General features: G+C 62.1%; 21 protein-coding genes and 1 pseudogene. 12 read left to right on the top strand and 10 right to left on the bottom strand.

The window, feature by feature from the left end; translation table 11 throughout:
• Positions 1-25: 25 nt before the first annotated feature.
• Positions 26-1,003: a thiamine pyrophosphate-dependent dehydrogenase E1 component subunit alpha gene (locus tag M5B96_RS05050; RefSeq protein WP_248795498.1), complete on the bottom strand. Its 978-nt coding sequence runs from the start codon at positions 1,001-1,003 to the stop codon at positions 26-28.
• Complete coding sequence (locus tag M5B96_RS05045; RefSeq protein WP_248795496.1) at positions 981-2,081, bottom strand: ATP-NAD kinase family protein; 1,101 nt, start codon at positions 2,079-2,081, stop codon at positions 981-983. The genes M5B96_RS05050 and M5B96_RS05045 overlap by 23 nt, the downstream gene beginning before the upstream one ends.
• Positions 2,082-2,426: 345 nt before the next feature.
• Here M5B96_RS05045 and M5B96_RS05040 point away from each other — a divergent pair, with 345 nt between their 5' ends.
• Positions 2,427-4,319: a sigma-54-dependent Fis family transcriptional regulator gene (locus M5B96_RS05040; protein WP_248795495.1), complete on the top strand. Its 1,893-nt coding sequence runs from the start codon at positions 2,427-2,429 to the stop codon at positions 4,317-4,319.
• A 214-nt stretch (positions 4,320-4,533) separates the two neighbouring features.
• On the top strand, positions 4,534-5,076 hold the full coding sequence (locus M5B96_RS05035; RefSeq protein ID WP_248795889.1) for an Hsp20/alpha crystallin family protein: 543 nt from the start codon (positions 4,534-4,536) through the stop codon (positions 5,074-5,076).
• A 165-nt stretch (positions 5,077-5,241) separates the two neighbouring features.
• Here the strand turns inward: M5B96_RS05035 and M5B96_RS05030 are convergent, their stop codons facing one another.
• Positions 5,242-5,496 carry an Lpp/OprI family alanine-zipper lipoprotein gene (locus tag M5B96_RS05030; RefSeq protein ID WP_248795493.1) on the bottom strand — a complete coding sequence of 85 codons (255 nt, stop codon included), beginning with the start codon at positions 5,494-5,496 and terminating at the stop codon, positions 5,242-5,244.
• A 294-nt stretch (positions 5,497-5,790) separates the two neighbouring features.
• Here M5B96_RS05030 and ftsH point away from each other — a divergent pair, with 294 nt between their 5' ends.
• Positions 5,791-7,683 (top strand): ATP-dependent zinc metalloprotease FtsH, encoded by a 1,893-nt coding sequence (gene ftsH / locus M5B96_RS05025; protein WP_248795491.1) that lies wholly within the window; start codon positions 5,791-5,793, stop codon positions 7,681-7,683.
• On the opposite strand, the gene polX is transcribed toward ftsH, so the two are convergent.
• Positions 7,633-9,429: a DNA polymerase/3'-5' exonuclease PolX gene (polX, locus tag M5B96_RS05020; RefSeq protein WP_248795489.1), complete on the bottom strand. Its 1,797-nt coding sequence runs from the start codon at positions 9,427-9,429 to the stop codon at positions 7,633-7,635. The genes ftsH and polX overlap by 51 nt on opposite strands.
• Before the next feature lie 266 nt (positions 9,430-9,695).
• On the opposite strand from polX, the pseudogene M5B96_RS05015 reads away from it, so the two are divergent.
• Positions 9,696-10,676 (top strand): annotated as a pseudogene (locus M5B96_RS05015) (zinc-dependent alcohol dehydrogenase family protein); the annotation flags it as partial.
• Between the two features lie 58 nt (positions 10,677-10,734).
• Here the strand turns inward: M5B96_RS05015 and M5B96_RS05010 are convergent.
• The 5 genes from M5B96_RS05010 to M5B96_RS04990 all read right to left on the bottom strand — a co-directional run bounded on the left by M5B96_RS05010 (position 10,735) and on the right by M5B96_RS04990 (position 16,451).
• Positions 10,735-12,093: an MBL fold metallo-hydrolase RNA specificity domain-containing protein gene (locus M5B96_RS05010; protein ID WP_248795488.1), complete on the bottom strand. Its 1,359-nt coding sequence runs from the start codon at positions 12,091-12,093 to the stop codon at positions 10,735-10,737.
• Positions 12,094-12,215: 122 nt separating this feature from the next.
• Positions 12,216-13,358, bottom strand: coding sequence for an ABC transporter permease (locus tag M5B96_RS05005; RefSeq protein WP_248795486.1), 1,143 nt, complete (start codon positions 13,356-13,358; stop codon positions 12,216-12,218).
• Positions 13,355-14,848 (bottom strand): efflux transporter outer membrane subunit, encoded by a 1,494-nt coding sequence (locus M5B96_RS05000; protein WP_248795484.1) that lies wholly within the window; start codon positions 14,846-14,848, stop codon positions 13,355-13,357. Before M5B96_RS05000 ends, M5B96_RS05005 begins: the two co-directional genes overlap by 4 nt.
• A complete protein-coding gene (locus M5B96_RS04995) occupies positions 14,848-15,735 on the bottom strand; it encodes an efflux RND transporter periplasmic adaptor subunit (RefSeq protein WP_248795482.1) in 888 nt (295 codons plus the stop codon). Before M5B96_RS04995 ends, M5B96_RS05000 begins: the two co-directional genes overlap by 1 nt.
• Positions 15,732-16,451: an ABC transporter ATP-binding protein gene (locus tag M5B96_RS04990; protein ID WP_248795481.1), complete on the bottom strand. Its 720-nt coding sequence runs from the start codon at positions 16,449-16,451 to the stop codon at positions 15,732-15,734. Before M5B96_RS04990 ends, M5B96_RS04995 begins: the two co-directional genes overlap by 4 nt.
• Positions 16,452-16,740: 289 nt before the next feature.
• Between M5B96_RS04990 and M5B96_RS04985 the strand changes: the two genes are divergently transcribed.
• The 5 genes from M5B96_RS04985 (at position 16,741) to M5B96_RS04965 (ending at position 20,272) form a co-directional block, all read left to right on the top strand.
• Positions 16,741-17,388 (top strand): BON domain-containing protein, encoded by a 648-nt coding sequence (locus M5B96_RS04985; RefSeq protein ID WP_248795480.1) that lies wholly within the window; start codon positions 16,741-16,743, stop codon positions 17,386-17,388.
• Between the two features lie 88 nt (positions 17,389-17,476).
• The gene (locus M5B96_RS04980) at positions 17,477-17,902 is read left to right on the top strand and encodes a potassium channel family protein (RefSeq protein ID WP_248795478.1); all 426 of its coding nucleotides are present in this window, start codon (positions 17,477-17,479) and stop codon (positions 17,900-17,902) included.
• A 165-nt stretch (positions 17,903-18,067) separates the two neighbouring features.
• On the top strand, positions 18,068-18,880 hold the full coding sequence (locus tag M5B96_RS04975; RefSeq protein WP_248795476.1) for an ATP-binding cassette domain-containing protein: 813 nt from the start codon (positions 18,068-18,070) through the stop codon (positions 18,878-18,880).
• Positions 18,881-18,885: 5 nt separating this feature from the next.
• Positions 18,886-19,656, top strand: coding sequence for an ABC transporter permease (locus M5B96_RS04970; RefSeq protein WP_248795475.1), 771 nt, complete (start codon positions 18,886-18,888; stop codon positions 19,654-19,656).
• A 199-nt stretch (positions 19,657-19,855) separates the two neighbouring features.
• A complete protein-coding gene (locus tag M5B96_RS04965) occupies positions 19,856-20,272 on the top strand; it encodes a hypothetical protein (RefSeq protein WP_248795474.1) in 417 nt (138 codons plus the stop codon).
• An 18-nt stretch (positions 20,273-20,290) separates the two neighbouring features.
• Here the strand turns inward: M5B96_RS04965 and M5B96_RS04960 are convergent, their stop codons facing one another.
• Positions 20,291-20,851, bottom strand: coding sequence for a nitroreductase family protein (locus tag M5B96_RS04960; RefSeq protein ID WP_248795473.1), 561 nt, complete (start codon positions 20,849-20,851; stop codon positions 20,291-20,293).
• Between the two features lie 213 nt (positions 20,852-21,064).
• On the opposite strand from M5B96_RS04960, the gene M5B96_RS04955 reads away from it, so the two are divergent.
• Genes M5B96_RS04955 through M5B96_RS04945 form a run of 3 tightly spaced genes read left to right on the top strand, consistent with a single transcriptional unit; the run spans position 21,065 to position 25,481 of the window.
• Complete coding sequence (locus M5B96_RS04955; RefSeq protein WP_248795472.1) at positions 21,065-21,877, top strand: polysaccharide deacetylase family protein; 813 nt, start codon at positions 21,065-21,067, stop codon at positions 21,875-21,877.
• Positions 21,874-23,145: a putative glycoside hydrolase gene (locus M5B96_RS04950; RefSeq protein WP_248795471.1), complete on the top strand. Its 1,272-nt coding sequence runs from the start codon at positions 21,874-21,876 to the stop codon at positions 23,143-23,145. Before M5B96_RS04955 ends, M5B96_RS04950 begins: the two co-directional genes overlap by 4 nt.
• On the top strand, positions 23,097-25,481 hold the full coding sequence (locus tag M5B96_RS04945; protein ID WP_248795470.1) for a serine hydrolase: 2,385 nt from the start codon (positions 23,097-23,099) through the stop codon (positions 25,479-25,481). Before M5B96_RS04950 ends, M5B96_RS04945 begins: the two co-directional genes overlap by 49 nt.
• Positions 25,482-25,484 lie beyond the last annotated feature (3 nt).

Below are 25,484 nucleotides of genomic sequence, written 5' to 3'. Positions count from 1 at the left end.
TCTCGATTCTTCTTATTGGGGGCGTTCAGGGGTAGGAGACGTAGACGTCCGTGAGCAGGTCGGCCGCGCTCGGTTTTGGATCGGACTTGGCCTTGCGCACGGCGTCTTCGATCAGCCGCTCGACTTCGCTATCGATGCGCTCCAACTGGCTGGCATCGATCCGGCCGGTGCGGGTGGTGCGCTCGCGAAATTGCATCAGGCAATCGTTGTGCTCGCGGAAATACTTGACCTCATCCGCTCCCCGGTAGGTCTGGGCATCGCCTTCGAAATGACCGTAGTAGCGAGTCAGCTTGACCTCGATCAGCGACGGCCCCTGTCCCGCCCGGGCGCGCTCCACCGCGGCACCGGCGGCTTCGTGAACGGCGAAAAAATCGAAACCGTCGACCGTGACCCCGGGCATGCCAAAACCGGCGGCACGGTCGGCGATGTGATCGCAGGCCACCGACCAGTTGGAGGCCGTCGCCTCGGCGTAACCGTTGTTCTCGGCAATGAACAGGCATGGCAAGTTCCACACCGAAGCCATGTTCATCGCCTCGAACACCGCGCCTTCATTGGAGCCGCCATCACCAAAGAACACCACCGCGACGCCATCGGTGCCCTTGAGCCGCGCAGCCAGGGCCGCACCGACCACCAGTGGCGCACCGGCACCGACGATGCCGTTGGCGCCGAGCATGCCTTTCTCGAAATCGGCGATATGCATGGAGCCGCCCTTGCCTTGGCAAACCCCGGTTTTCTTGCCGTAGATCTCGGCCATCATCCCGTGCACATCCACACCCTTGGCGATGCAATGGCCATGGCCGCGGTGATTGGAGGCGATGCAATCGTCATCCCTCAGGTGCGCCATGACGCCGGCGGCAGATGCCTCCTCACCGGCATAAAGATGGACGAAACCGGGAATTTCGCCGGTGGCGAACTCCACGTGCAGGCGCTCTTCAAAAACACGGATAGTGCGCATCACCCGATAGGCATGCAGCAATTGTTCAGCGGTCAGGGGTGTCGACATTTTTATTCTCCAGGGTGTCTTGAGACTCGAGGTTCAGAGGGTGCTGCGGGTGTTCGCGGCCGATGGCCAACAACCGCTGTCGGGCGGCATAGGCCAGGGCAGCATTGACGTCGATGCTCAGCGGGCCATTGCTATCGAGGGTCACTGTGGGGCGATCCAGGGCGTTGAATTCGATCTCCCGCTCGCCATCCAGAGCGAGGGTGCCGCTGCTCAGGCACAGGTGCCGGGCAACACCCGGCGCCAGGCTGCCGGCGGCGAGTACCCCGCAGCCCTGCAGCAGGCCAGGTGCCAGCGGCACCAGCAAGGCTTCGGCGGCTCTCGGGTCAAGGCGCATCCAGGCACCACCCGGCTCTTGCCGCGAGACCGGAAACCACAAGCCACAGAGGGCCGAGATACCGATGGCCTGGGGTTCGGCAAAGGTCACGAAGACCTCGGCCAGATCGACTCCGCGACTGATGGCCCGGGCTCCGACAAAAGGCAACGAAGACACCGCCACATCCACCAGCGCCACCTCGCACAGGCTGCGACTCGGCACCCGCACCAACAGACGCTTGTTGCGACGCAAGGCAATCTCGGGCGGAATCCGCCCACTGGCGAACAGCCCGCCGGCCAGCCCGGCGCTGGTGGCTTCGCGCAACTCCGGGAAGGCATTGTTGGTCCCGGTGGACAGGCTCAGCAGTGGAATATCGCCGACCTCGGCCGCCACCGCCTTGTGGGTACCGTCGCCTCCGAGCACGGCTATCAGCGCTACGCCGCGTTCGCTCATCCAGCGCGCGGCCTGGCGTGTGTCGGCCACGCTCTGGCGCAAGGTGAGGTCGAGGAACTCCAGCTGCGGCCAGTGGCTGTCGCGAGCCTGGCGACCACGACTGTTCTTCCGCACCGCGGCGGCGATGCCGATCATGTCGGTGGGCATCAGCACCCGCTCGATACCGGTGGCACCAAACGCCGCCAGCAAGCGCTGGATCACCGACACCTTGTCGGTGCTGGAAAACAGCCCGGCATTCGCCGTCAGCCGTCGTACATCCCGGCCGGACGCCGGGTTGGCAATGATGCCAACGGTCAGCGGCAAGCGACTCATGTCGCCACCGCCGGCCGCACAGGAAAAAGACCTCGGCAGGAAAACATCGGGCACCTCTTTTTATTATTGGGTGGCCAGTCACGCTGGTTGCCTGGGACAGAGCAAGGCCGGTGCCAGTTCCGCCGAAAAGCCTCCAGAATGCTGTTCCAGAGCGGTCAGTGCAGACTATTCGGGTGATCGGAAGCAGGCTCGCTTGAGACGTCGCATATCAGCCAGTCGGGGTTGGAGCTGAGACCGTGAGACGTCGCGTCTCAACGCTGCCGTTGACCAACCGTCGCTTGTCGAGCGTCGATGAACGGCGCTTAATGGCCACACAACTACAAGAAGCTGGATCCGGAGGCCCTAATGCTTTGCGCACATTCAAAGGCGCACGTGGATTGCGTCAGCCGTGTTCTGAAAAATGCCACGCACCTGCCGCAGCTGCCGGTGTCGGAGCTGATACTCGACTCCTGGCGCCGCTCCATGGAGCAACACCATCTGGACCCGGGCTCGTTGCAAGGGCCACGGATCCTTTCGCAGAACCTGCTACAGGAGTGCCGGGAGCGCTCCGAACTGTTCCTGCGTATCGCCAGTGAAGAGGTCGCCCGCCTCCACGGGCGCGTGCGCGATGCCGACTACTGCGTACTGCTCACCGACGCCCAGGGCCGGACCATCGACTACCGTGTGGAAAGCGCTATCCGCAATGATTGCCGTAAAGCCGGCTTGTATCTGGGTACCTGCTGGTCGGAAGGCGAGGAAGGTACCTGCGGCGTCGCCGCGGTGCTGACTGCGCGCGCAGCCATCACGGTGCACAAGCGTGATCACTTCCGCGCCGCCTTTATCGGACTCACCTGTTCCGCCGCACCGGTCTTCGATCCCCGGGGCGAACTGCTCGGGGTGCTCGACGTCTCCGCCGTGCGCTCGCCGGATGACCGACGCTCCCAACATCTGATCCGCCAGTTGGTGGTGCAGAGCGCGCAGGAAATAGAACAGGCGTTTTTCATGAGCAGTGTCCAGGGTTACTGGGTGCTACGCGCCCACAATAGCCCGGGCTACGTCGACAGCCACCCAGACTACCTGTTCGCCTGGGACGATGATGGCCAACTGCGGGCGCTGAATCCCGCCGCGCGGCATTGGCTACGGCAACGCTTCGAGCAGACGCCGGAACATATCGCCCAGGTATTCGACCAGCAGTTGTTGCATGCCGCCCGCGACGGATCGCTCTGTCTGCTGCGCGGCCAGCGTGACGGGCAGCTCGTGCATGGACGGCTCAGCCCGCCACGTCGGATAAAACCGCGTAGCACACGACTGCTGCCGACACCCTGCGAGCTCGACCCGCGACTGGAAGAAAGCCTGCGCCTGGCGATCCGGGTCAAAGACCGCAACTTGCCGATACTGATCCAAGGCGAAACCGGCTGCGGCAAGGAAGTCTTCGCCCGCCAGTTGCATCAGGCCAGCCGCCGCCGTGAGCGGCCCTTTATTGCCGTGAACTGCGCGGCGATTCCGGAAAACCTGATCGAAAGCGAGTTGTTTGGTTATGTCGCCGGCGCCTTCACCGGAGCATCGAGCAAGGGCATGCAGGGCCTGCTGGAACAGGCTGATGGCGGCACCCTGTTCCTCGATGAAATCGGCGATATGCCGCTGGCCCTGCAAACCCGGCTACTGCGTGTGCTGGCCGAAGGCGAAGTGGCCCCCCTGGGGGCGTCACGAAGCAAGGCAATCGATATTCAGGTGATCTGTGCGAGCCATCGCGGCCTGGAGGCGCTGGTGAGCGCCGGCGAATTTCGCGAGGACCTGTACTTTCGCCTCAACGGCGCACGCTTCCAGTTACCAGCGTTGCGCGAACGCAGTGATCGACTCGCCTTGATCAACCGGATACTCGCGGAGGAATCGGCGGCCTGCGGGGTGTCGATGCGACTGGGTGCCGCCGCCCTGGAATGCCTGCTCGGTTACCGCTGGCCGGGCAACGTGCGCGAACTGCGACATGTACTGCGCTACGCCTGCGCGGTGTGCGAGAGCGATTTGATTGTCCTGGGCGACCTGCCCGAGCCGTTGCACGGCCACCGACCCGATGATCCTCCCTGCGCCGATACCGAGGAATGCTGTGCAAGCCCGGAACGCCAGGCCCTTATCGATGCGTTGGTGCGCCATCGCTGGAAGCCCACGGCCGCGGCCAAGGCCTTGGGCATCTCCCGGGCCACGCTGTATCGACGGGTGCACCAGCATGCGATCGATATGCCGGGCAGAGGTCAGGGGTAAGCGATCTGTTTGCCCTCTGTCTGATCTAAGTCAAGCACCTCGAACGCATTCACGGCGACAGTAAGTAGCCGTGTTCTCACGGCGCCGTATCGATTGGAAGTCGTGGTTGGGAAATCCGACCTTGTCAGGACTGGCGAATCGATCCCACTGTACCGGGACAGGCAAGCGCCCAACAGGCTTGCTCCGCCCGGCTCACCCAAGAGGAGATGTGACGATGGCTAATACCGTGAAAAAAATGCCGCTGCATAGCGAAGACAAGGCCAGCCACCATCCGGTAACGACTGACTTGTGGCGCCCTCTGGAAAAACTGCGGCAACAAGTCGATCACCTGTTCGAAGACTTCACCCACGGCTCCGGGCTGCCATCCTTTGGTCGTGGCCTGTTCGATGTGGAACCGTTCTGGCGCCGGGAATTGATTACTCACGCAATGCCGGCCGTGGATATCGTCGAGAAAGACAAGAGCTTCGAAATCACTGCGGAACTTCCCGGCATGGATCAGAAAAATATTGAGATCAAACTGTCCAATGGCAGCTTGATCATCAAAGGGGAGAAAAAAGAGGACAAGGAAGAAAAACGCAAGGGTTATCACATGACCGAACGCCATTACGGCAGCTTCGAGCGTGTCTTCAACCTGCCGACCTCCGTCGAGGCGGAAAAGATCGAAGCCAACTTCAGCAAAGGTGTATTGAGTATTTCCTTGCCGAAGAAAGCCGAAGCCATGAAGGCGGAAAAAGTCGTGCCGATCAAGGGCGACTGAAAGGCTACGCACTTCGCCCCTGCCGGAATACCGGCAGGGGCTTTTTACTGTTTGCCAGTCTAATAACAGCGGCTGATGGCAAACCCCATGCACTTTGTCTGATTCTGATAGTGCCTGTAGAACATTCGCAACCCCAGCCTCCCTGGCCGGGTTGCAACACCGACGTTACTTGCGAGCGGCTTTTTCCAGCATGCGGTTGGCCCGTTCATTGGCCTCGTCAGCGGTGCGTTGCGCCTGGGCGGCGGCGGCCAGCGCCTGGTCAGCCTTCGAGTAAGCCTCATCCGCCTTTAATCGGGCCGACGCGGCATTGTTTTCCGCAGAGTCCAGACGTGCATCCAGTTCGCGAGCATGTTGATGGCTGCAACCTGCGGTCGCGGCCAACGTCACGCCCAGTACTGCAATAGACAGAAACTTGTTCATGGTATTGCCCTCGGTAAGTGCACTTGAGAAATCAGATGGTCCAGGAAGTATCGGAGTTTAAAGAAACCGAATTCTGATCTTTATCAACTAACGGAGGGAACGCTTGATTCAAGCACTCGCGACAAGGCTATTAGCCGCTGATTACAGATCCGCACATTGTTGATATAACTCAATGATTTCCTGGCGCCGAAGCGTAAAAAACGGGGTAGCCGGCCTGTTGCACCGTGTTTCACCAGACGATAGTTCGGGCTTGAACACGCCGCCCTAGCCTCTCTTCTTTTCTGGATCAAGGTCATGAAAAAGACTCATCAATGGAATCTGTCGTATTTTTTTATTGCCTTGCTGGTGTTTGCCGCGCTGCAGATGTTCCTCAGCGGCCAACGCACCGTGGAGAGCCTGCCCTACAGCCAGTTCCTGCAATTGCTGGACGCACATAAAGTCAGTGAATTGCAGGTCGAAAAAGATCAGATCAGCGGCAAGCTGCAGGAGCCCATCAATGGCCATGACCGGTTCAGCACCGTACGCGTCGACCCCGCCCTGGCAACCGAACTGGCACGCTCTGATGCCAGTTTCTCCGGGGTCAACGAAAACACCCTGCTCACCGGTCTGATCGGCTGGCTGTTGCCTTTTGTCATGATCATGGTGGTCTGGCATTTCCTGTTCCGCGGCATGGCCGAGAAACAAGGCCTCGGCGGGATGATGAATGTCGGCAAGTCGCGGGCCAAGGTGTTTGTCCAGCGCGATACCGGGGTGACTTTTGCCGATGTCGCCGGCATCGATGAAGCCAAGGCCGAACTGGTGGAAATCGTCTCGTTCCTCAAGGACAAGGAACAGTACTCGCGCCTGGGCGCCCATATCCCGAAAGGCACGCTGCTGGTCGGCCCCCCGGGCACTGGCAAGACGCTGGCGGCCAAGGCGATTGCCGGTGAAGCCGGTGTACCGTTTTTTTCCATTTCCGGATCCGAATTCGTCGAGATGTTCGTTGGCGTGGGCGCCGCCCGTGTCCGTGATCTGTTCGAGCAGGCACGGCAGGCCGCCCCCTGCATCATTTTCATCGACGAGCTGGATGCATTGGGCAAGGCACGCGGTGTCGGGACCCTGGGTGGCAACGATGAAAAAGAGCAGACCCTCAATCAGCTGTTGGCCGAGCTGGACGGCTTTGACCCTCGCGAAGGGGTGGTCCTGCTGGCCGCGACCAATCGACCGGAAATTCTTGATCCCGCCCTGCTGCGCGCCGGTCGCTTTGATCGACAGATCCTGATCGACCGCCCTGACCGCAAGGGACGCCTGGCCATTCTCAAGGTCCACTTGCAGAAAATCACCCTGGCCCCCAGCACCGACGCCGAGAGAATTGCCGAAATCACCACTGGTTTCACCGGTGCCGACTTGGCCAACCTGGTCAATGAAGCGGCCATCGTCGCCACCCGCCGCAAGGCCGAGGCCGTCAACTTGCAAGATTTCACCAACGCCGTGGAACGCATCGTCGTCGGTATTGAACACAAAAGCAGCCTGCTGCATCCCGAGGAACGCCTGATCGTGGCCTATCACGAGATGGGGCATGCCCTGGCCGCCGCGACGCTGCCCGGGATGGACCCGGTGCACAAAGTGTCCATTATTCCCCGAGCCGCCGGTTCGTTGGGCTACACCTTGCAGCGCCCCACCGAAGACCATTTCCTGATCAGTTGCCAGATGCTCAAGGATCGGATTGTGGTGCTGATGGCCGGCCGCGCGGCCGAACATATCGTCTACGGCCAGATCTCCACCGGCGCGGCCGATGATCTGGCTCGCGCCACTGATATCGCCCGACAGTTGATCACCCGTTTTGGCATGAGCGCCGAGCTCGGCCAGTCGGTACTGGAACGGCAAACGCCCACCTACCTGGGTGAGCACCTGCCTGGCATGGGCGAAAAAGACTACTCGGAGCAAACCGCCCGGGAGATTGACCTGGGTATTCGCGCCTTGATCGATGAGGCCTATGAGCGGGCCAAGACGCTGCTCAACCAGCGGCGTGTCGATCTGGATGGCGGAGCCAAGCTACTGATGGAAAAGGAGACGCTCACACCCGAGGAGTTTCCCGCCCTGCTGCCCCTGGCAACGGCCACCGGGTTGCGCCACATTATCGCCCCCAGCGACTCGTCAGGCCTTGCCATGGACGGTACGAAGATAATCTCCGAGCTGCGTCAGTGAGCGGGTATTGAGCACCTGTGATTTCTCCAGCCAGGCTCTTCGGGCCTGGCCGATGCCATAAGGCAGGTAGTCGAAATCCTCGCCGCTCCGTGCGTCGGCGCTGATACTGATCAGCACACCATGATCCCGGGCGTATTGGCATTGCAGGTCGAACAGGTCCATGCGCTGGGGCTGCGCGTTGAGCTCCAGGCAACATCCACGCTGCGCCGCGGCCTTGACCACTGCCGGAAAATCCAGGGCCAGGGGCCCACGCTCGTTGATCAGGCGACACAGCGGATGGGCCAGGACGGTAAAATACTGATGTTCCATGGCGCGCAACAGCCGCCGGGTCTGCTGCGGCGAAGGTAACGCAAAATGCTTGCGCACCACCCCGACCACCAGATCCAGGTGCGCCAACAGACTGTCCGGCACATCCAGGCGGCCATCTTCGAGTATCTCCACTTCGAGGCCCTTGAGCAAGGTAATGCCCGACAATCGCCGGTTGATGGCATCGATCCGTTCAATCTGCTGCTCCAGCCTCTCAAGCTCAGGGCCCTGCCCACTCTGCAGGAATGCCGAGTCATCGGTGATCGCCAGGTATTCCAGACCCGCCGCGCGAGCCGCGAGCGCCATGTCTTCCAGGGCGCGGGGGCCGCCGCCCGGCGGCGTATGGGCGTGCAAATCGCCTTTGAGATCGCCCGGTTCGATCAGACAAGGCAGTTGCCCCTTCTGTGCAGCGAGGATCTCACCGCGGTCCTCGCGCAGTTCCGGTGCGATCCAGGGCAGCCCCAGTGCCTGGTAGACCTGCGCCTCGCTGGCGCTGGCCAGGCACTCACGCCCTTTGAAAAGCCCATACTCGCTGAGCTTCAGGTCCTGCTTCTTGGCCCGCAAACGGAGGGTAATGTTGTGCGCCTTGCTACCGGTAAAGTACACCAGTGCCGCCCCCTCGACTGCGGGGTCGACCAGGCGCAAGTCGACTTGCAGGCCGTCATCGAGGATCACACTGGCTCGTGTCGAACCTTGCTGCAGCACCGTCTTGATAGCTGGATAGCGCAGGAAATGAGCCATGACCTCTATGGCAGGAGGGGCCGTCACCAGCAGATCGATATCACCGATCGTATCGCGCATACGACGCAGGCTGCCGGCCACGGTCGCGGACCGCACCCCCGGAAACTGTTGCAGGTACTCGCACAACCGCCGGGCCAGTGGCATCACCCGGGCCAACGGCAGACGCTGTTCGCCCACCGCGCCTTGTGTCGCCTTGAGCAGGTGGGTTTCCATCTGCTCGCCAAAGCCGCGCAACTGCCGGATACGCCCGTTCCTGGCCGCCTCGCGCAATTGTGCCAGGGTCTGGATGCCCAGTTCCTGATAGAGATGCTGTACCCGCCTGGCGCCCAATCCCGGAATGGCCAGCAACTGAACCAGCCCTGGCATGGATTCGCGCAAGCGCTGGTGCAGCGCGCAGTCACCGGTAGTTGTGATCTCCTGGATCTTGCCCAGCAGATCCTTGCCGATGCCACGTAGTTTCGCCGGCTGCTTACCCTGTGCAATCAGTTTCGCCAGCTCGAACGTCAGTCCCCTGAGCGTCCGCGCGGCGTTATGGTAGGCACGGATCCGGAAAGGGTTGGCGCCCTGGACCGCCAACAGTTCGGCGATATCGTCAAAAATCAGCGCGATGGTTTCATTGGCCGGCCATCGGGCAAGTACATGGGACTGCACAGGCGTATCGACGACAGTTTTTTTGAGGCGTAATCCGGAAGGACTCATGGAGCGACTTCCTCTACGGAGAAGGTGTTCAAGCAGCATGGCGCAAAGTATTGGTCAATAACTGATCTGGATCAGATCCGCACGTAAACGAGGTGTGTATCCGGATCTACAAAGCCTATGCTGCTACGAGCAATGCCCAGCGGTCGGTCTGGGCTTCCAGAAAGCCCATGGCGATGCGTCACGCACATTGGTAGCGCAGATCCATCGCCATGAAATGGGCTGATGAACCAGGACGGCCTGAAGACCACTGCTTATGGAGAATCATCATGCACGCCATGGTCCTGCATTCCCCCGGCCAGCCCCTGCAATCGGAGGAGCGGCAGATTCCGCATCCGGCGGATGGGCAGTTGCTGATCAAGGTCCTGGCCTGCGGTGTTTGCCGCACCGACCTGCACCTGCTGGACGGCGAATTGCCCCAGGCGGTGCTGCCCAGGGTGCCCGGGCATGAAATCGTCGGTGAAGTGATCGCTGTCGGCAGCGATGTCGCCTCCAGCTGGACCGGCCAGAGGGTCGGCGTGCCCTGGCTGGGCTGGACGTGCGGGGAATGCGAGTTCTGCCGCTCGGGCCGGGAAAATCTCTGCGAACAAGCGCGATTCACCGGTTGCCACCTGGACGGCGGCTATGCGCAATACACCGTCGCCGATGCCCGCTTCTGCTTTGCCCTGCCCGAAGGCATGAGCGCTACCGAGGCAGCCCCCCTGCTCTGTGCCGGCTTGATCGGCTTCCGCGCCCTGCGCCTGGCCGGCACGGCGCAGCATCTGGGACTCTATGGCTTCGGCGCGGCGGCCCATCTGGCGATCCAGGTGGCGCTGGGTCGGGGCCAGCAGGTCTATGCCTTCACCCGACCCGGGGACACTGAAGGCCAGGCTTACGCCCGGGCGCTCGGCGCGACCTGGGCGGGCCCTTCGGACCAGCCGTCCCCCCATCTACTGGACGCCAGCCTGATCTTTGCCCCGGTCGGCCCGCTGGTCCCACAGGCACTGGCCTCTACTGTCCGCGGGGGCTGTGTGATCTGTGCCGGAATTCATATGAGCGATGTGCCAGGTTTCCCCTACCGGCTGCTCTGGGGCGAGCGTTGCATACGCTCGGTAGCCAACCTGACGCGCGACGACGGCACGGCTTTTTTCGACGAGATCCGGCGCACACCAGTGCATTGCGACGTCACGGTTTTCCCCCTGGCCGAAGCCAACCAGGCCTTGGCGCAACTCAGGGCCGGAGCGGTCAAGGGAGCGATCGTGCTGACCCCCTGGCCAGCCAGCGCTCCCGACGACGGATCGTCAGGGCCGCGGCCTGACGCCGCGGGGCTCAGCTGAGTTCGACGCCGTCGCGATACTCCGGTACCGATACCGACCAGCCCAGTTCCCGGCTGATGCGCTGACGCAGTACATCCGCGGCATTGGGCTCGCCGTGGACCACGTAGGTATGCTTGGGCGGCCGCTTGAAGCTGCGCAACCACTGGATGATTTCATCGGCATCGGCATGCGCGGACAGGCTGTCCATCTGCACGACTTCGGCGCGGATCGGTACATCCTGGCCGTGGATGCGCACCGACGGCGCCCCCGCGACAATGTGCGCACCGCGCGTGCCGCCGGCCTGGAAGCCGGGTATCAGCAGGGTATTGAGCGGGTTCGGCGCCAGTGTCTTGAGGTGGTGCAGGACCCGCCCGCCGGTCGCCATGCCGCTGGCGGCGATGATCACCGCGGGGATACGCTGCTGGTCAAGATCGATGGACTCCTGGGTCGAATGCACAAAGTGCGTGCCCTCGCACATGCCCCGGCATTCTTCCGGTGACAAGCGGTGCTCATCGCGAAAGCGCTCATACAGGCGCGTGACATCCGTTGCCATGGGGCTGTTGAGGTAGATCGGCAAGTCCGGGATCGCGTGTTTTTGCTTCAACCGATACAGGTAATACATCAGCAACTGGGCACGCCCGACCGCGAACGACGGCACCAGGGTGATACCGTGGCGCAACGCGGTACGGGTAATGACCTCAGCCAATTTCTCTTCCGGGTCTTCGACCGAGTGGTGACGGTCGCCATAAGTCGACTCCACCAGCAGGTAGTCCGCCTGCTCGATGGTTTCCGGCGCGAACATCAACGGGTCATTCGGCCGCCCGAGGTCGCCTGAGCACACCAGGGTCACGCCATCGGCAACGATTTCCACGCTGGCGGCGCCGAGGATATGCCCGGCGCCGCGCAACTGCAGGCTCATCTGCGGGGCGATATCGACCTTGTGGTGCAACGCCAGCGGTCGCAACAGCTTCAGCGCCTGCTCGGCATCCTGCTCGGTGTACAACGGCAGCGCCGGATCATGCTTGGAAAAGCCATGGCGATTGGCGAACTCGGCCTCTTCTTCCTGCAACCGCCCACTGTCCAGCAGCAGGATCTTGACCAACTCGCAGGTCGCGGCGGTGGCATAGATCGGGCCGCGATAACCGTTGCGCACCAGCACCGGCAAGTAGCCACTGTGATCCAGGTGGGCGTGGGTCAGCACAATGGCATCCAGATCGCGCACCGGCAGGCCGAAGGCGTCCCAGTTGTGCAAGCGCAGCTGCTTGTAGCCCTGGAACAGGCCGCAATCGATCAACACATGTTTGCCGTGATGCTCCAGCAGGTACTTGCTTCCTGTGACCGTACCCGCCGCACCGAGAAATGTCATTCGCATGGTCGTCTCTTTGAACACTGTTGAAGTGCTCTATTCATCCTCCCTTCGGCGGGACGGGCGGTTGATCTTTATCAACGGAGATGGTTTCCCGGGCCGGCCGGTGGGTTCGAGCGGCCCGCCCTTCAGCCCCTGAAAATATCGAAGGGCTCGATCCTCAGGACCTTGCGGATCCCCACATAACTGGAGACCCCGGCGATCAGGAGCACCATGACGAAGGCCAGCCCGAGATTCCAGAACGTGATAATGGCCGCGTAGTTGGGCAGGTTGGAGCGCGCCACGGAGATCATCAGCGTGACCAGGCCGATGCCCAGTCCATAACCGGTCATCGCCGTGAACGTGGCCATGAACAGGATCATGTAGATCAGCTCGCGGCTCTTGGCGCCAATCGCCTTGAGCGCGGCGAATTTGTCCAGGTTCTCCAGGATGAAGGTGTAGAAGGTCTGCCCGGAAATCGACAAGCCGACCAGAAAGCTGATGATCGTCATCATCAGGATATTGGTGCCCACCCCGGTCTGATAGATGTAGTAATTGGCGATGCGCTGGTTGAACTCGTCCTTGGTCAGGGCGATGTAACCCAACTTCGAGACCTGTTGCTTGATCAGGCTCACGGCCGCTTCATTGCGCGGTTCCAGGAGGATGTAGGAGATGGTGAACCGGGTGGTCGGCAGGTATTCGATGGCGCGCCTGTAGGTGGTGTAGAGCGTCGGCACTCCGGTCAGGCCGCTGGTGAGTACCTTGGCAATGCCGACGATGGTGCCGCGATGATCATTGAGCTCGAAGGCGGTGCCTATCCTGGGGTTCTCCAGTTTCGAAAATTCGGCATCATGGACCATGATGAACGCGTTTTCGGCGTAGATATCCTCGATGGCGCCCTGCTCCAGCTGCGGCCGGCCGAACAGGCTGGTGTCGTCCAGGCCGATCACACTGACCGACTGGTAGGTGCCGCTGGCCAGCCGGACCTGTGCGCCGCCAATGAAGATCGGCACGGCATAGCGGACCTGGTCCATGCTGCGTACCGCATCGAGCAGGTAATCCGGCAGCGGGATGACGCTGGTCGGGGTGTTCACCGCCGGGTCCAGGATCCACATCGCCGCCCCCACATTGGTCACCGTCGAGTAGGCCCGGTTGAGGATCCCGGCAAACATCGCCGTCATCTGCATCATCAGGAATACCGAAAAGGTAATGCCCACCAGCAACGCGGAGAACTTGGAGCGATCATTGACCAGGAGTTTGAAGCCAATGCGCAGAATACCGAAGTTCTTCATGGGCCCGGCCTGCTGCTGATAGCGTCCACGCGGTTCCACCAGCCGCCGCCCAGGGCAACGAACAGGCCGACAGTGTCCTGATGACGCTGGGCCAGCGCTTGCAGATAGGCGATGTTGACCTGATGCAGTTGCACATCGGCGGCCAGCAGCTCCAGATAAGTCACCAGGCCCGAGCGGTAGTTGGCTTGCAAGAGTCGCAGCGCCTCTTGCGCGGCGACCTGGGCCTCGGCCTGTTTTTGCAGGGCCTGGGCATCGAACTCCAGCGCCTTGAGGGCATCGGCGACCTGGGCAAAGGACTCGAGCACCACTTGCCGATAATTCGCTGCGGCCTGCTGATAGGCATCGATCGCGGCTTTACGCCCAAACCACAAGCTGCCGCCTTGAAACAGCGGGATATCCACCGATGGCCCGACACTCCAGAAGCGCCCCGCACCGGCGAACAGCGATCCCGCGCTCGAACCGGCGCTACCGTAGGTCCCGGTCAGGCTGAAGCTGGGTAACATCGCCGCCGTGGCCACGCCGATCGCGGCGCTGGCCTGATGCAGTTGCGCCTCGGCGGAGAGGATATCCGGGCGCTGGCGAACCAGTACCGAAGGCAGGCTGACCGGCAGATCCCTGGGCAACGACAGTCCGGCCAACTGCAGGTCCGGGAGTTTGACCTCGGCAGGCACAACCCCCTCCAGCGTCGCCAGCAAATGCTCGGCCTGGCTGATTTTCTGCTTCAGCGCCGGTAGCAGCGCCTCGTTGCTGGCGATCAGGCTTTGCAGGCTCAGGATCGCCGAATATGCAGTGGTGCCACTGCGTACCTGTGCCTGCGTGGTTTGCAGCTGTTGCCTTTGCAGTTCAATCAGTTGCTCGGTGGCCTGGAGCTGAGCGGCATAGGCCGCGCGGGCGATGGCGGTATTAACGACATTCGCGGTCAGGGTGAGGTAAGCCGCCTGGGTCAGCCAGGTTTGATGATCGACCTGGGCCTGCAGGCCTTCCACGGTTCGCCGTTCGCCACCGAAAATATCGAGGGTGTAGCTGATCGTGCCACTCAGGGTCAGCACATTGAAGACCGACCCCGCCGTAGCCTGCCCTTGCTGGATCGGCGCACTACGTTCGCGGCTGGCACCGGCATGAACATCCAGGTGCGGATAGAACACCCCATAGCCGGCCATGAGCGTGTCCTGGCTTTGCCGCAAGCTGGCCTCGGCCGCCTGCAGGGTCATGTTGTTGGCGATGGCCTGGCGCACCACCGCATCCAGCGAAGCTGACTGGAACAGTCGCCACCAGCCCGGCGTGACCTCGGCCCCCGGCAAAAAACGCTGCGCCTGTCCCTGCGCGGCAACGGTGGCGGTGACCGGCTCATGAAGATAGCCTTGCTGCGAAGGGGCCGCCGGACGCAAGAAGTCCGGCCCCACCGTGCAGGCGCTCACCAACGCCAGCAGGCCGGGGATCAACCAGCGGCCACGGGACCGTATCGGGCGAAGTGCGCTTGGCCGAACCATTATTTGCGCCCTATGAAAACATCCACCAACTGCCCCGGATAGACCATCGGGAGGTCTTTTTTCTCAAACCGGAAAATCACCGGCAGGACCCTCAGGTCGACTTTCTCCTGGCGTTGGTTGGACAACTCGATCTTCGGCGACACATAGGGCTGCACCCGCACAAACTCCAACGGCACCTTGATATCCGTACCGTGAATCAGCATCTGCGCCTGGATGTGCTCGGGGGCGGGCAAGCGGGCAATCAGGATCTCGTCGACGTAACAACGCACAGCCAGGTGGTCCTGCTCGGAACTCATGACCAGCAGCGGGTTGAACCCCTGGGTATAGACGTCATAGGCACCCTGGGACGAGACATAGCTGCCGACGGTACTGTTGACGGTCAGCACCACCCCATCCGCCGGCGCCTTGATCGCATACTGCGCCAGCGTCGCAGCGGAAGCCTTCAGTGCCGCCTGGGCCTGGACCGCATTATCCCGGGCGGTATCGAGGGTATCCTTGCTGATGGACTTGGCGTCGATGGCATAGGAGGCCAGACGTTTGTTGTACTGATCCCGGGCAGTGCTCAGATTGGCTTGCGCCAACTCGAAGTTGGCCCTGGGCACGGCATCGTCGATGGTTACCAACGGCAGCCCGCGCGTGACCCGCTGTCCCTCATGCACCAGTATTTGAGTCACCGGCCCGGCCACCTGCGGGTAAATCACGATATTGGCGCCGCCGGCCTGCTCGCTCTCGATAATACCGTTGGCATAGATTGCGCTGTCATAAGGACTGCTGGCCGGGGCGAAGGCCGGTGGCAGTGTCTGGGGGGTGCGTCCAAGCAGGTACGCGGCCACCAGGCCGGCCAGGACACCAAGTAACGCCAGGCTGAACAACCAGCGGTTTTTCATGACGGCGCCCGTTCGGCTTCGCTGATACGGCCGTCTTCCATGTGAATGATGCGATCGGCGTACTCGTTGATCCGCGCATCGTGGGTGACGATCAGGATGCAACGCTGCTGGTTTAGAATTCGTTCCTTGACGAAGGCGATGATCATTTTCCCGGTATCACCATCGAGGGAGGCAGTCGGTTCGTCGAGGATCAGAATCTGTGGCCCGCCGACAATTGCCCGGGCTATGGCGACGCGCTGTTGTTCGCCCCCGGAAAGCTTGACCGGCAGGATGTCCCCGCGATCCTTGAGGCCGACCACTTCCAGGCTCTGCCTGGCCTGTACGATGGCATCGTCCCAGTCGTGATGCTTGAGAATCAGCGGGATCGCAACATTCTCGGCGGCGGTCAACCGCGCAAACAGATGGTAGTCCTGGAACACGAAGCCAATGTTGTTCAGGCGCAGCTCGGCCAACTCATCGGTGCCCAGGCTCCAGATATCCTGGCCGTTGATCGTCACCGTGCCGGAATCTGGACGCAGGATGCCGGAGATCATGCTCAGCAACGTAGTCTTGCCGCTACCGGAAGGACCGACGATAAACACCATTTCGCCAAAGCCGGCGACCAGTGCCACCTGGTTGACCGCCTGCATGCGCGCACTGCCCTCGCCAAACCATTTGCTCAGGCCACTTGACACGATTGCCGGATGACTTGCGCTGACGGCTGGGTCCGTACTCATGATTTCTCCTGCCCACATGGCCTGGGTGTCCCGCTCGTTATAGGGGGACTCCCCCGACATCCCTTTCAATTGGAACGCGTCAGCCGGTGTCGCAAGTATCTGGCGTTCTGCCCAGTACCCCCTGATCTTTATCAACAAATGGCCGTCTATTGGGCTACAGATGCGGCGGGGCCGCCTCAACAAAGCGTTGTTGATTTAGCTCAATGTTTCTCCGGCGCTCAGGCGTAGAAAAGATTGACCGGGCTTTCGTGACCCACCCCACTCCTTGCATCAGCCAGAGGACACCACCATGAACGATTTGAGTCTGCGTAAAAGCATATTGGAAGAGCTTGAGTTCCAACCTGAAATCGACGCCGCCAATATTGGCGTGGCGGTGGAAAACGGTGTGGTCACGCTCTCCGGTCATGTCAAAAGCTACGCCCAGAAAATCAGCGCCGAACGCACAGTCAAAGGCGTCAAAGGCGTGCGTGCAGTGGCAGAGGAAATACAGGTCAGGCTGGCAAAAGGCGCTGGCACGGACGACGACACCATCGCCAACCGCGCCTTGAATATCATCACCTGGAGTTCCGATGTTGCCGAAGGCACGATCAAAGTCATTGTACAAAAGGGCTGGATGAGCCTTGAGGGTGAAGTGGACTGGCAGTACCAGAAAGAGGCGGTGGAACGGGCCGTGCGCAAGCTGTCCGGGGTCTTGGGGGTAAACAATCTGCTCACTTTGCGTCCGCGGGTGGACGTTGTCGACATCCAGCAACGCATCGAAGCAGCCCTCAAACGCAACGCCGAGGTCGATGCCAAGGGCATTCAGGTCAAGGTCGATGGCGATGTCGTGAAGCTTGAAGGCAAGGTCCACCTATGGCGTGAACGGCAGTTGGCCGCCCGGGCCGCCTGGTCGGTGCCAGGTGTGAGAAAGGTGGACGATCATCTGCTGATTGCCTGACGCAATCGCCCGGAGGAGCGCTTGCCTCGTCCGGGCAATTGAAGCCGCCTGTCGGTCTCATGCCCCCTCGCCGAACCGGAGGACAGCCATGCTGGCCGTCACGCTGATCAACACCCTGGTGGTTATCGTTACCGTGGTAATCCACTATGAATGCCTGCTACGCCTGAATGACTGGCTGCCCCAGCTCAAGCTCTCGAACCGTTTCCGGATTGTCATCGGGGTATTCGGTGCGCTGATTGCCCATGCGACAGAAGTCTGGTGCTTCGCGCTGGTCTACTACCTGATGGTCAGTGCCGGCAAATGGGGCAGCCTGGTGGGCAACTTCGACGGTTCCTTCATGGACTGCGTCTACTTCTCCTTCACCACCTACACCACGATCGGTTTCGGCGACATCTCCCCGGTCGGTCAGCTCAAGTACCTGACCGGGCTGCAGGCATTGACCGGCCTGGTGCTGATTTCCTGGACCGCCTCGTTCCTGTTTCTCGAAATGCAGAAATACTGGAAGCACAAATAGCTGCCCTGGCCCGCGTCATGCCCTGGAGTTGATTTTCATCAAGTCCCAAAGCCGAAGTTCAAGCTCAATAACAGCGCAGGTCGAGCCGCGGGCGCCGGTTGTGATCGGTTCCCGCTCCGATGCTGTCGCTGATCAATGATCATGTTCGCCCAGAGCCATCGCACCATGACCGACACCCTTGAGTCCTTTGCCATCTCCACCAAGGCTTTGCGCAAATGCTTCGACCACTTCGTGGCACTCGAAGGCCTGGACCTGCAAGTGCCCCACGGCTGTATCTTTGGCCTGCTTGGTCCCAACGGGGCCGGCAAGAGCACCGTTATCAAGATGCTGACTACCTTGCTCGACCCCACTTCCGGTTCGGCAATGGTGGCGGGTTTTGATATTGCCCGCCGACCGATCGAAGTTCGTCGTCATATCGGCTATGTGCCGCAGATGCTCTCGGCCGACGGGGCGTTGACCGCTATCGAGAACTTGAACCTTTCGGCCCGTTTGCAAGGCTTGCGCGGCGCACAACGGCTGGCGCGGGTGAACGAGGCGTTGGCGTTTGCCGGCCTGGAAGAAACGGCGTCGAAATTGGTCCGGACCTACTCCGGCGGCATGATTCGCCGCCTTGAAATCGCCCAGGCCACGCTGCACTACCCACAAGTCCTGTTCCTCGATGAACCGACGATCGGCCTCGACCCCATCGCCCGCCGGACCGTCTGGGAACGCTTGCTGCAATTGCGCCAGAGCAAGGGCATGACCATCCTGATCACTACCCACGACATGGAGGAAGCCGACGTGCTTTGCGATGAGCTGGCAATTCTTCACCAGGGACGCCTGGCCGTCGTCGGTAACCCCACTGAACTCAAGGCACAGGTCGGCGAGCAGGCCAACCTGGATGATGTGTTCGTGCACTTCAGTGGTGTCAGCATCGAGCCGGGCGGCGATTACCGTGGCACCCGCGACAGCCGCGACGTCGCGCAGAGGCTAGGGTGATGGGCATGTTCGCTTACCTCAATGAGACGTTCGCGGTCTGCGATGCCGAGGTGCGCAAACTGATTCGCGACCCTACCGAGCTGCTCTCGCGAGCCATCCAGCCGGTGCTGTGGCTGGCGGTATTCGGCCAGGTCTTCAGCCAGGTACGCGGCATCCCCACGGGCAACCTGCGCTACCTGGATTACATGGCGCCGGGCATCCTCGCGCAGAGCATTCTGTTCAGCGCCATATTCTACGGCATCGCCATCATCTGGGAGCGCGACCTGGGGATCGTCCACAAGCTCCTGGTGACCCCGGCGCACCGCAGCGCCCTGATCATGGGCAAGGCCTTTGCCGCCGGCCTGCGCGGGCTGGTGCAGGCGATCGTGGTCTATCTGGTGGCCATCGCCTTGAAGGTCGAAATCCGCTGGGAGCTGCTGCCGATCCTCACGGTTGCCGCGGGGGTGTTCGTCGGTTCCTGCATTTTCTCGACCTTTTCCCTGGTGATCGCCTGCATCGTCAAGACCCGGGAGCGCTTCATGGGAATCGGCCAGGTCCTGACCATGCCACTGTTCTTTGCCTCGAACGCCATTTACCCGCTGGAGCTGATGCCCGGCTGGCTGAAGGTGGTCGCGGTCTGCAACCCACTGACCTACCTGGTGGATGCCTTGCGCGGCGGCATGATTGTCGGCGGCAACAGTGTCTATGCCTTGAGTACCAGCTTTGCGGTGATGCTGTCGGTTTTCGCCCTGCTGTTACTGCTGGCGGCCCGGCTTTATCCTGGCTTGGCGCGCTGAGAAAACATTCATCCAATCCCCCACTGTCATCTGACATAGATCAGCTTGACGCCCCCCCGCCACTCCTATGCTCGATTGGACAATCACGCGATGGTTGGCAGATGCACGGGACACGGGCTCGCTTCCTCGATGGAAGAAAATCGCGCTGAATCCATCGGGTAACAAGCGCCACAGAACGTTGCACTATTGGACAGACATCATGAAAATCGACTCGGCAAGACGTTGCGTTCTCATGGGCATGCTTGTGATCGCCACCAGCCTCGCAGTGCCGGCCAACGCCGCACCACACGGCGGCGGTTATCGCGGCGGCGTGGGCTGGTGGGGGCTGGCGCTTGGCTTGGGGCTGGGCTGGGAGGCCGCGCGCATCAGCGGTCCGTATTACGTCCCGGTTTATCCGGTCTACTACTACCCTGCCCCTCAGTATTACTACCCCGACCTCCCGCCCTCGGTGATGATTCAGATGCCCTACCAGGGCGCGACAACGGCCGCGCCACCCGGTGCGCCCTCTGTGCCGAACTGGTATTACTGCCCACCAGCAAAAGGCTATTACCCTTATGTACGTGAGTGTCCTGAAGCCTGGAGGGTCGTGCCAGCGACCCCGCCGCCCCCCAGGTAATACTGTTGCGCGTGCTGTTCAGCCAATCCAGCGGATCTGCGCCTCATTGTGCTGGACCGGGGCCGGCACGGACTTGGGATGTCCCAGGATGATCGGCGCAACCGGCAACCACTCGGAGGGAAGCCCCAGCAGGCTCTTGCCCTCCGGCGTACCGAGAAAAGGCTGGGCAAAGCCGATCCAGCAGGTACCGAGTCCCTCGGCATAGGCGGTGAGCATCAAGTTCTCAGCCGCCAATGCGCAATCTTCGACCATCCATTGACCTTGAGCACTCCCCGAAATCAGGATGAGCACCGGGGCGTGATAGAAGATCTGGAAATCCGCATCATTGAGTATCGAATGAAAGTGCGCGGAATGGGTTCCCGTCGGCATGGTCGCGAGCATGTGAGCCTTGGCCTCGCGCGAGACCCGCTCCAGCAGCCCCTGATCGCGTATCACCGTGAAGGTCCAGGGTTGCTGGTTGACTGCACTGGGGGCCTGGATGGCGGCATCGATCAAGCGATGAATGATCGGTTCGTCAACAGCTTCAGTGGTGTACTCGCGTATCGAGCGACGGCCCGAGATTGCCTCGTTGATATTCATGAGCGTATACCTGCGCTAGTGTCGTTTCACACAGTCGCGCGCCAACGATGGACTAACCTTGATATAGATCAAGTCAACATGCCGGTCATGTCTCATGTAGTACGGCTTTGACTTTCATCATATGGACGCGACCGGACACAACACACACTGAATCCGCCTCGCATTCGCGAGACGGATGACGCGAGTGAGCGTGACTCGCGCAGGAGCGCTTTGATGTGCGGTAAATTCATGGTGTGTGTCGTGCTGGCAGGCCTCTGCGCACTCGCCTGGGGCACGGACGGCGTCACGCAGCCCGTGGAGCCGCGTGTCGCGATCCTGGTTTACCACCGTTTCTCGGAGACCGCGGACGACTCGATGACCGTGCGCATGGTCACGTTCGAAAGCCAGCTACGCGTCCTCCGCGAATATGGCTACCATATCGTGCCGCTACGCGAGGTGATCGACTGGTTGCGTGATCCCAATGCGGCGTTACCGCAAAAGCCGGTGGTGATCACGGTGGACGACGGGCATCGTTCGGTATTCGAAAAGCTCCTGCCCATCGTGCAGCGCGATCGATTTCCGGTCACGCTGTTCATCTATCCGTCGGCGATCTCGAACGCCTCCTATGCGCTGACCTGGGAGCAATTGCAGACCCTGAAACAGACCGGGCTCGTCGACATCCAGTCGCACACCTACTGGCATCCCAATTTCAAGGTCGAACGCAAACAACGTAGCCCCGCCGACTTCCAGCAGTTCGTCCGCACGCAACTGGACAATTCACGTCGCCGTCTCGAAACACAAACCGGCGCTCACATCGACATGCTCGCCTGGCCCTATGGTATCTACGACGACGAGCTGATCGCGCTCGCCGCCGAGGAGCACTACCTGGCCGCCTTTACCCTGGATGCACGCAAGGCGGACCGCCATGCACGACTACTGGCACTGCCGCGCTTCCTGATGACCGACGCTTACGGCGCCAGGGCATTCGCGCGCCTGCTCGGTGAACCGGACACCGCGCCACGCCCTGCGACGGGGAATGCCCCATGACTCTCCCACGCCCTTCAAGGCAATACGCGATAGCGCGACTGCTCACCATCGCCACGCTGCTGACGGCTCAAGGCGCCCTGGCCGTGAGCGGCGTCGTAGTCGACTCAAGCACACTGGATCCGCTGGTCGGGGCAATCATCACGACATCGGCCGGCGTCATCCGCACCGACGAGCATGGGCAGTTCGAGATCGCCCAGCCGGTCGCGACCGTGGCGGCTCGCGCTCCCGGATATCAGCGCACCGAAGCCGAGGTGTCCGACGACACGCCGCTAAGGCTCGCATTGACGCCGTTTCGCCCGAAAGCGCTCTATCTGTCGGTATTCGGCGTGACCAGCGCGACGCTGCGCAACCAGGCCGTCAGCCTTTCCCAGAGCACGGCCATCAATGCCTTGGTGATCGACGTCAAGGGTGATCGCGGCCTGACCCCGTATCACAGCGTGGCCCGCGAGAAAAGTGGCGCCACCGCCCATCTGGCCGAGCGCGCTCCGCAGCTACAGGACTTTGCGGCGCTGCTGGCCAGGCTGCATGCGCAGCACCTGTACCTGATCGCGCGTATCGTGGTGTTCAAGGACGATCCGCTCGCCGGCGCGCACCCCGAATGGAGCGTGCACACCGCGCAAGGCGAGCCATGGCGCGATAGCGAGAAGCTGCAGTGGATGGACCCGTTCTCCCAGGATGTTTGGCGGCACAATATCGATATCGCCGAGGAAGCGGCACAGATGGGCTTCGACGAAGTCCAGTTCGACTATGTGCGCTTTCCCGACAAGGGCGGGCTGCACTTTGCCCTGCCGAATACCCGAAGCAACCGGACAACGGCGATCGTCGGTTTCCTGCAAGCCGCCCGCGCGCGCTTGGCGCCCTACAACGTATTCGTCTCCGCCGACATCTTCGGCTACGTTTGCTGGAATCTCGACGATACCGCCATCGGCCAGCAACTCGAGACGCTCGGCACACCGCTCGACTATATTTCGCCGATGCTCTACCCGTCTGGCTTTACCTGGGGGCTGCCGGGCCTGCGTAACCCGGTCATCGATCCCGGCCAGATCGTCAGGCGCTCCCTGGTAGAGGCCGTAAGGCGCACCCATCTGCCAGGCGTACGTTTTCGTCCGTGGCTCCAGGCCTTTCGCGATTATGCGTTCGATCATCGCGTATTTGATGCCACGGCGATCAGTGCACAGATAAAGGCCGCCGACGCCGCCGACAGCGATGGATGGATGTTATGGAACCCGCACAATCACTACGACGCCGCCGATTTACCGCCGCGTTGATCGCGGCACTGAAATGCTCGGCGCTCCTCGCCGCCATGGCGACGACGCAGATCGCCGCCGCCGATCTCGATGCCGCGGCTCGCCAGCAAGTCGCACGGATCGTCGAGGGGCAGATCGCCACGGGGCGCATCCCGGGAGCCGTCGTGCTGATCGGGGATGCCAGCCATGTGTTCTATCGGGAAGCCTTTGGACAACGCGCGACCATCCCGGACCCCGAGCCGATGACGTTGAACACCGAGTTCGATCTCGCGTCGCTGACCAAGGTTATCGCCACCACCACGGCAATCATGCAACTGGCCGAAGCCGGGCGCATCGACCTCACTGCCCCCGTGGCACGCTATTGGCCGGCTTTTGCGGCGCGAGGCAAAGACACAGTGACCGTGCGTGACCTATTGGCGCACACCTCCGGACTGCGTGCGGACCTGCCTGCGCGACCGGCGCAGCCGGGCCGCGAAGGCGTGTTGCATGCGATCGCCACGCAGGGTCTGCGTAGCGCACCAGGTGAACGCGTCATCTACAGTGACCTGAATTTCGTGGTTCTCGGCGAGTTGGTGTCGCGCATCAGTCACCAGCCCCTCGACGCTTATTGCCGGACTCATATCTTCGCACCGCTGGGTATGCGCGATACGCTCTTTGCGCCGGACGCCGGGCGAGCCGCACGCAGTGCCCCGACGCTCTTCGACAAGAGCGGCCTGCGCCGCGGCCAGGTCCACGATCCGACGGCGCAATGGATGGACGGCGTCTCCGGCAACGCCGGGCTGTTTTCCACGGCGGACGACCTCGCCCGCTTCGCGCAGATGCTGCTCAACGACGGACACGCGGGCCGCACGCAAATCCTGCGGCCACCGAGCATAGCCGCGCTCGCCACGCCCGCCTCGCCGCTCGCCAGCCAGGCATGGCGCGGACTCGGCTGGGAACTGGCCGCGCCCTTGGTGCCGAACCGTGATCGTCTCCCCGCGATTGGCATGATCGGCCACACCGGATACACCGGCACGGGCCTGTGGATCGATCAACTGACACAGCAGTTCATTGTCATCCTGAGCAACCGCGTGTATCCGAACGACCGCGGTGACGCCCGCCCGCTGCGCACCCAGTTGCTCGCGCTGCTGGCCAGCCGGGGGGCGTCGGCGAGCGCCGCACAGATCGGCCGGTTGCAACCGTCGGCATTGCCGGCGCTGCGTGCCGCCGAGGGCCTGCCAATTTCGACGGGCCCCGTGCAAACCGGTATCGATGTGCTTGAAGCGCAGCAGTTTGCGCCACTCGCCGGCCTGCGCGTGGGACTGCTCACCAATCACAGCGGTTTCGATGCCAACGGCAGGCGCACCGTCGATGTACTCGCCCACGCAGCGGGCGTCACCCTGGCAGCGCTGTTCTCGCCGGAACATGGGCTGAACAGCGATCTGGACGAGCGCGTCGGCGACGTACTCGACCCGGCGACGGGCCTTACCGTCCACAGCCTCTACGGCGCGACACGGCGCTTCCCGGCCGGTTCGCTGCGCGGACTGGATGCGCTGGTCTTCGATATCCAGGATGCCGGCGTACGCTTCTTCACCTACGAGACCACGCTGGGCTACGCCCTCGAAGCCGCGGCGGCGCAGGGCATCCCGCTGTTTGTACTGGACCGGCCCGCCCCGCTCGGTGCCCAGCGCTTTGGCGGCCCCGTGCAGGACAGCGGCCGCGAATCATTCACCGGCTATTTCCAGACGCCGCTGGTGCCCGGCATGACGGTCGGCGAACTGGCGAGCCTGTTCAACCACAACAAGCATATCGGTGCCGATCTGCGCGTCGTGGCGATGCGCGGATACCGGCGCGCGATGACTTTTGCCGACACCGGCCTGGGCTGGGTGCCGCTGTCGCCGAACCTGCGCACTCTGCCCCAGTTGGACCTGTACCCGGATGTCGCCTTGCTCGAAGGCGCGAATCTGAGCGTGGGCCGCGGAACGGCCCATCCATTCGAATGGATCGGCGCGCCATGGATCGATGCGAGCCGGCTCGCCAACGCCCTGAATGCACGTGCTACAGGCGTGCATTTCGAGAAGATCGACTTTGTCCCCAGCGAGTCGACCTGGCGTGGTCAACTCTGTCACGGCGTGAGCATCGTCCGTGACCCGACGGCCGCGCCACGCCCCGTCGCCAGCCTGGGGCTGACGCTGCTCGTCACGCTGCATGAGCTCTATCCCGAGACCTTCGATCTGGCCGCGACCCGTGCTTCGATCGGCTCGCAAGCGGTGTGGCAAGCGATCCACGACGGCGCGTCGCCTGATGCGGCGCAAGCACTCGACGCCACGGCACTGGAGCGCTTCGCGCGACTGCGGCAGGAGAACCTGCGCTATTGACCC

Origin of the sequence: Pseudomonas sp. MWU13-2105, from assembly GCF_023242315.1 — a bacterium.
Taxonomy (GTDB): domain Bacteria; phylum Pseudomonadota; class Gammaproteobacteria; order Pseudomonadales; family Pseudomonadaceae; genus Aquipseudomonas.
This window is presented reverse-complemented; position numbering and strand designations above follow the sequence as displayed.

Bases quoted from the DNA above. Each gene is read 5' to 3' on its own strand.
- M5B96_RS04975 (WP_248795476.1), top strand. From the start codon at position 18,068: ATGACCGACACCCTTGAGTCCTTTGCCATCTCCACCAAGGCTTTGCGC.
- M5B96_RS04945 (WP_248795470.1), top strand. From the start codon at position 23,097: ATGGAACCCGCACAATCACTACGACGCCGCCGATTTACCGCCGCGTTG.
- M5B96_RS04985 (WP_248795480.1), top strand. From the start codon at position 16,741: ATGAACGATTTGAGTCTGCGTAAAAGCATATTGGAAGAGCTTGAGTTC.
- M5B96_RS05030 (WP_248795493.1), bottom strand. From the start codon at position 5,496: ATGAACAAGTTTCTGTCTATTGCAGTACTGGGCGTGACGTTGGCCGCG.
- M5B96_RS05050 (WP_248795498.1), bottom strand. From the start codon at position 1,003: ATGTCGACACCCCTGACCGCTGAACAATTGCTGCATGCCTATCGGGTG.
- M5B96_RS04965 (WP_248795474.1), top strand. From the start codon at position 19,856: ATGAAAATCGACTCGGCAAGACGTTGCGTTCTCATGGGCATGCTTGTG.
- M5B96_RS05035 (WP_248795889.1), top strand. From the start codon at position 4,534: ATGGCTAATACCGTGAAAAAAATGCCGCTGCATAGCGAAGACAAGGCC.
- M5B96_RS05010 (WP_248795488.1), bottom strand. From the start codon at position 12,093: ATGCGAATGACATTTCTCGGTGCGGCGGGTACGGTCACAGGAAGCAAG.
- M5B96_RS04980 (WP_248795478.1), top strand. From the start codon at position 17,477: ATGCTGGCCGTCACGCTGATCAACACCCTGGTGGTTATCGTTACCGTG.
- M5B96_RS04970 (WP_248795475.1), top strand. From the start codon at position 18,886: ATGTTCGCTTACCTCAATGAGACGTTCGCGGTCTGCGATGCCGAGGTG.
- M5B96_RS04960 (WP_248795473.1), bottom strand. From the start codon at position 20,851: ATGAATATCAACGAGGCAATCTCGGGCCGTCGCTCGATACGCGAGTAC.
- polX (WP_248795489.1), bottom strand. From the start codon at position 9,429: ATGAGTCCTTCCGGATTACGCCTCAAAAAAACTGTCGTCGATACGCCT.
- M5B96_RS04955 (WP_248795472.1), top strand. From the start codon at position 21,065: ATGTGCGGTAAATTCATGGTGTGTGTCGTGCTGGCAGGCCTCTGCGCA.
- M5B96_RS05040 (WP_248795495.1), top strand. From the start codon at position 2,427: ATGCTTTGCGCACATTCAAAGGCGCACGTGGATTGCGTCAGCCGTGTT.
- M5B96_RS04990 (WP_248795481.1), bottom strand. From the start codon at position 16,451: ATGAGTACGGACCCAGCCGTCAGCGCAAGTCATCCGGCAATCGTGTCA.
- M5B96_RS05045 (WP_248795496.1), bottom strand. From the start codon at position 2,081: ATGAGTCGCTTGCCGCTGACCGTTGGCATCATTGCCAACCCGGCGTCC.
- M5B96_RS04995 (WP_248795482.1), bottom strand. From the start codon at position 15,735: ATGAAAAACCGCTGGTTGTTCAGCCTGGCGTTACTTGGTGTCCTGGCC.
- M5B96_RS04950 (WP_248795471.1), top strand. From the start codon at position 21,874: ATGACTCTCCCACGCCCTTCAAGGCAATACGCGATAGCGCGACTGCTC.
- M5B96_RS05005 (WP_248795486.1), bottom strand. From the start codon at position 13,358: ATGAAGAACTTCGGTATTCTGCGCATTGGCTTCAAACTCCTGGTCAAT.
- ftsH (WP_248795491.1), top strand. From the start codon at position 5,791: ATGAAAAAGACTCATCAATGGAATCTGTCGTATTTTTTTATTGCCTTG.
- M5B96_RS05000 (WP_248795484.1), bottom strand. From the start codon at position 14,848: ATGGTTCGGCCAAGCGCACTTCGCCCGATACGGTCCCGTGGCCGCTGG.